The sequence below is a fragment of the Micrococcus sp. CS26 genome (assembly GCF_055522295.1).
In genome coordinates, this window is sequence record NZ_JBVFVY010000041.1 from 1 (window position 1) to 5,700 (window position 5,700).

The 5,700-nt window shown below is 56.0% G+C and carries 3 rRNA genes; all 3 read right to left on the bottom strand.

Annotated elements, in window-relative coordinates:
• Positions 1 to 50: 50 nt before the first annotated feature.
• Positions 51 to 167, bottom strand: a 5S ribosomal RNA gene (gene rrf, locus ACZ1IK_RS10970).
• A 192-nt stretch (positions 168 to 359) separates the two neighbouring features.
• Positions 360 to 3,451, bottom strand: a 23S ribosomal RNA gene (locus ACZ1IK_RS10975).
• A gap of 438 nt (positions 3,452 to 3,889) precedes the next feature.
• A 16S ribosomal RNA gene (locus ACZ1IK_RS10980) occupies positions 3,890 to 5,412 on the bottom strand.
• Together the 16S, 23S and 5S rRNA genes form the textbook arrangement of a ribosomal RNA operon.
• Positions 5,413 to 5,700: the final 288 nt, after the last annotated feature.

The window sequence follows — 5,700 nt, forward strand, 5'->3', positions numbered from 1 at the left end:
AATGCGGGAAGGGCCTCGCACCAACAGTGCGAGGCCCTCCCTCAAAGAATGTCCGGCGGCGACCTACTCTCCCACAACCTCCCGGCTGCAGTACCATCGGCGCTGTGGGCCTTAGCTTCCGGGTTCGGAATGGAACCGGGCGTTTCCCCCACGCTATGACCGCCGTAACCCTAACCCCACACCACCACCCTCAACACGGGCAACAGCAGGGAAACCTACGGGTCACACAACAGTGACACTATTCAACTCAAAACACCCCAACCACCCACCAACAAGCAGACAGCCGGTTGCAATCAGACAACCGCACAGTGGACGCGAACACCCACCCATCACCTTGAAGCAAGCAATAGGATAAGAGTGTGTGTAAGTCATCGGCCTATTAGTACTGGTCAGCTTCACGAGTCTTCAGTCCTCGCTTCCACATCCAGCCTATCAACCCAGTGTTCTAGCTGGGGGCCTCACACCCTCAAAGGGGCAAGGAAATCTCATCTCGAAGCCGGCTTCCCGCTTAGATGCTTTCAGCGGTTATCCATCCCGAACGTAGCTAATCAGCCATGCACCTGGCGGTACAACTGACATACCAGAGGTTCGTCCGTCCCGGTCCTCTCGTACTAAGGACAGACCTTCTCAAATTTCCAACGCGCGCAGAGGATAGGGACCGAACTGTCTCACGACGTTCTGAACCCAGCTCGCGTACCGCTTTAATGGGCGAACAGCCCAACCCTTGGGACCTACTCCAGCCCCAGGATGCGACGAGCCGACATCGAGGTGCCAAACCATGCCGTCGATATGGACTCTTGGGCAAGATCAGCCTGTTATCCCCGAGGTACCTTTTATCCGTTGAGCGACGGCCGTTCCACAACGAGCCGCCGGATCACTAGTCCCGACTTTCGTCCCTGCTCGAGCTGCCACTCTCACAGTCAAGCTCCCTTGTGCACTTGCACTCGACACCTGATTGCCAACCAGGCTGAGGGAACCTTTGGGCGCCTCCGTTACATTTTAGGAGGCAACCGCCCCAGTTAAACTACCCATCAGGCACTGTCCCTGACCCGGATCACGGGCCGAAGTTAGATATCCAGAGTGACCAGAGTGGTATTTCAACGGCGACTCCACGAACACTGGCGTGCCCGCTTCACAGTCTCCCACCTATCCTACACAAGTCACACCGAATACCAATACCAAACTATAGTAAAGGTCACGGGGTCTTTCCGTCCTTCTGCGCGTAACGAGCATCTTTACTCGTAATGCAATTTCGCCGAGTTCATGGTTGAGACAGCGGGGAAGTCGTTACTCCATTCGTGCAGGTCGGAACTTACCCGACAAGGAATTTCGCTACCTTAGGATGGTTATAGTTACCACCGCCGTTTACTGGGGCTTAAGTTCTCCGCTTCGCCGAAGCTAACGGGTCCCCTTAACCTTCCAGCACCGGGCAGGAGTCAGTCCATATACATCGTCTTACGACTTCGCATGGACCTGTGTTTTTGATAAACAGTCGCTTCCCCCTGGTCTCTGCGGCCCCGATCCCCTCACACCAGCACGTGGTGCTCAAGGTTGGGGCCCCCCTTCTCCCGAAGTTACGGGGGCATTTTGCCGAGTTCCTTAACCATGATTCTCTCGATCGCCTTAGTATTCTCTACCTGACCACCTGTGTCGGTTTAGGGTACGGGCAGTTTGAACCTCACGCCGATGCTTTTCTAGGCAGCATAGGATCACCGGATCACCCACCATGTGGGCGCCCATCAGGTCTCAGGCATACAGCCGGCGGATTTACCTACCGGCAGCCCTACACCCTTAGACCAGGTCATTTCCATTGCCCGGCCCGGCTACCTTCCTGCGTCACACCTGTTAATGCGCTTGCCTCCCCGGTTCAGGTCCCGCGCTCCCCATCACCGACCCCGTCAAAGACGGGGTTCGGGATGGTTCGGGCGGTTAGTATCACCGGCTCAACATGGACGGTTCTTCACTGGTACGGGAATATCAACCCGTTGTCCATCGACTACGCCTGTCGGCCTCGCCTTAGGTCCCGACTTACCCAGGGCAGATTAGCTTGACCCTGGAACCCTTAGTCATCCGGCGGACGGGTTTCTCACCCGTCTTTCGCTACTCATGCCTGCATTCTCACTCGTCCACAATCCACCAGAAGTTACCCGCTGGCTTCACCTCGTGAACGACGCTCCCCTACCCATCCAGCAAAACTGAATGCCACGGTTTCGGCGGTGTACTTGAGCCCCGCTACATTGTCGGCGCGGAATCACTTGACCAGTGAGCTATTACGCACTCTTTCAAGGGTGGCTGCTTCTAAGCCAACCTCCTGGTTGTCTCAGCAACTCCACATCCTTTCCCACTTAGCACACGCTTAGGGGCCTTAACCGGTGGTCTGGGCTGTTTCCCTCTCGACTATGAAGCTTATCCCCCACAGTCTCACTGCCACGCTCTCACTTCCCGGCATTCGGAGTTTGGCTGAAGTCAGTAACCTTGTAGGGCCCATCGTCCATCCAGTAGCTCTACCTCCGGGAAGAAACACGTGACGCTGCACCTAAATGCATTTCGGGGAGAACCAGCTATCACGGAGTTTGATTGGCCTTTCACCCCTACCCACAGCTCATCCCCTCCATTTTCAACTGAAGTGGGTTCGGTCCTCCACGCGCTCTTACACGCGCTTCAACCTGGCCATGGGTAGATCACTCCGCTTCGGGTCTAGGACACGCGACTCAATCGCCCTATTCAGACTCGCTTTCGCTACGGCTTCCCCACACGGGTTAACCTCGCCACGTATCACTAACTCGCAGGCTCATTCTTCAAAAGGCACGCTGTCACCCCACAAGGAGGCTCCAACGGTTTGTAGGCACATGGTTTCAGGTACTATTTCACTCCCCTCCCGGGGTACTTTTCACCATTCCCTCACGGTACTGATCCGCTATCGGTCAACAGGTAGTATTCAGGCTTACCAGGTGGTCCTGGCAGATTCACACGGGATTCCTCGGGCCCCGTGCTACTCGGGCAACCCTCCAACAGCGGCGGAACACATTTCGACTACGGGACTCTCACCCTCTACGGTCCAGCATCCACACTGGTTCGTCTATATGCCCGCACCTCACTGCGCCATGCCGGCAGACATGACAAGGAGGGGCCCACAACACCGCACATGCAACCCCTGCCGGGTATCACACACATACGGTTTAGCCCCATCCGCGTTCGCTCGCCACTACTAACGGAATCACTTTTGTTTTCTCTTCCTGTGGGTACTGAGATGTTTCACTTCCCCACGTTCCCTCCACCCGGTCTATGTGTTCAACCGGGGGTCACACGACACGTCGTGCGGGGTTTCCCCATTCGGAAATCCTGGTCTCAACGTCCGGTTATCGACTCCACCAGGCTTATCGCAGATTCCCACGTCCTTCTTCGGCTCCTGTTGCCAAGGCATCCACCATGCGCCCTTGGAAACTTTCACACACAATGAAAGTCCTCAAATGAGCAATATCTAACTAAGATGTCATTCTCGGCATCACCACACCTCACACACCACCCCAGGGGGAACAGTGCGATCAACAATGCAGCAACAAAAAAATAAGATGCTCGCGTCCACTATGCAGTTCTCAAACAACAACCCACACCCCATCCACCAACCACACAGGCCAGCTTCACAAGATACGGACACCAGAAACAACAACCCCAACCCTCACAGATCAGGGTGCCTGCTGTTCCAGGACCCAACAGTGTGCCAACACCAGCCCGCAGCCACCAACACCACCCATTCCAACCACACCCTCACAGGCATGACGTACTCGAGCACTGCCGGCACCACCACTGGCACCATTCATTGATGTTCCACCCATGAGCAACCCGCCATCACACACGCGGTGATGCAACGGGCACTAATGCTCCTTAGAAAGGAGGTGATCCAGCCGCACCTTCCGGTACGGCTACCTTGTTACGACTTAGTCCCAATCGCTGGTCCCACCTTCGACGGCTCCCCCCACAAGGGTTAGGCCACCGGCTTCGGGTGTTACCAACTTTCGTGACTTGACGGGCGGTGTGTACAAGGCCCGGGAACGTATTCACCGCAGCGTTGCTGATCTGCGATTACTAGCGACTCCGACTTCATGGGGTCGAGTTGCAGACCCCAATCCGAACTGAGACCGGCTTTTTGGGATTAGCTCCACCTCACAGTATCGCAACCCATTGTACCGGCCATTGTAGCATGCGTGAAGCCCAAGACATAAGGGGCATGATGATTTGACGTCGTCCTCACCTTCCTCCGAGTTGACCCCGGCAGTCTCCCATGAGTCCCCACCACGACGTGCTGGCAACATGGAACGAGGGTTGCGCTCGTTGCGGGACTTAACCCAACATCTCACGACACGAGCTGACGACAACCATGCACCACCTGTGAACCCGCCCCAAAGGGGAAACCGTATCTCTACGGCGATCGAGAACATGTCAAGCCTTGGTAAGGTTCTTCGCGTTGCATCGAATTAATCCGCATGCTCCGCCGCTTGTGCGGGCCCCCGTCAATTCCTTTGAGTTTTAGCCTTGCGGCCGTACTCCCCAGGCGGGGCACTTAATGCGTTAGCTGCGGCGCGGAAACCGTGGAATGGTCCCCACACCTAGTGCCCAACGTTTACGGCATGGACTACCAGGGTATCTAATCCTGTTCGCTCCCCATGCTTTCGCTCCTCAGCGTCAGTTACAGCCCAGAGACCTGCCTTCGCCATCGGTGTTCCTCCTGATATCTGCGCATTCCACCGCTACACCAGGAATTCCAGTCTCCCCTACTGCACTCTAGTCTGCCCGTACCCACCGCAGATCCGGGGTTAAGCCCCGGACTTTCACGACAGACGCGACAAACCGCCTACGAGCTCTTTACGCCCAATAATTCCGGATAACGCTCGCACCCTACGTATTACCGCGGCTGCTGGCACGTAGTTAGCCGGTGCTTCTTCTGCAGGTACCGTCACTTTCGCTTCTTCCCTACTGAAAGAGGTTTACAACCCGAAGGCCGTCATCCCTCACGCGGCGTCGCTGCATCAGGCTTGCGCCCATTGTGCAATATTCCCCACTGCTGCCTCCCGTAGGAGTCTGGGCCGTGTCTCAGTCCCAGTGTGGCCGGTCACCCTCTCAGGCCGGCTACCCGTCGTCGCCTTGGTGAGCCATTACCTCACCAACAAGCTGATAGGCCGCGAGTCCATCCAAAACCGATAAATCTTTCCAACACCCACCATGCGGTAGGCGCTCCTATCCGGTATTAGACCCAGTTTCCCAGGCTTATCCCAGAGTTAAGGGCAGGTTACTCACGTGTTACTCACCCGTTCGCCACTAATCCACCCAGCAAGCTGGGCTTCATCGTTCGACTTGCATGTGTTAAGCACGCCGCCAGCGTTCATCCTGAGCCAGGATCAAACTCTCCGTAAAAAAATTACAGAACAACACCGTGGCAGCCGGAAATAACCACCACGACATCCATTCAATACCTAGCAGACCATCACCACACCACGGGGGTGGCAGGCGATGATCAACCAATATGTGTTAAAACAATTGGCATCAACAAACTTGGCACACTATTGAGTTCTCAAACAACAGGCGCTTCCAGCTTCAGCGACCCGCTCCGCGGGCCGTTTCGCTCTGGAGCAACTTCTCCATCCTAGACCATCCGTTTCGACCGTGTCAACTCCGTGTCCGAAGCATTCACCGTCCGTTCAC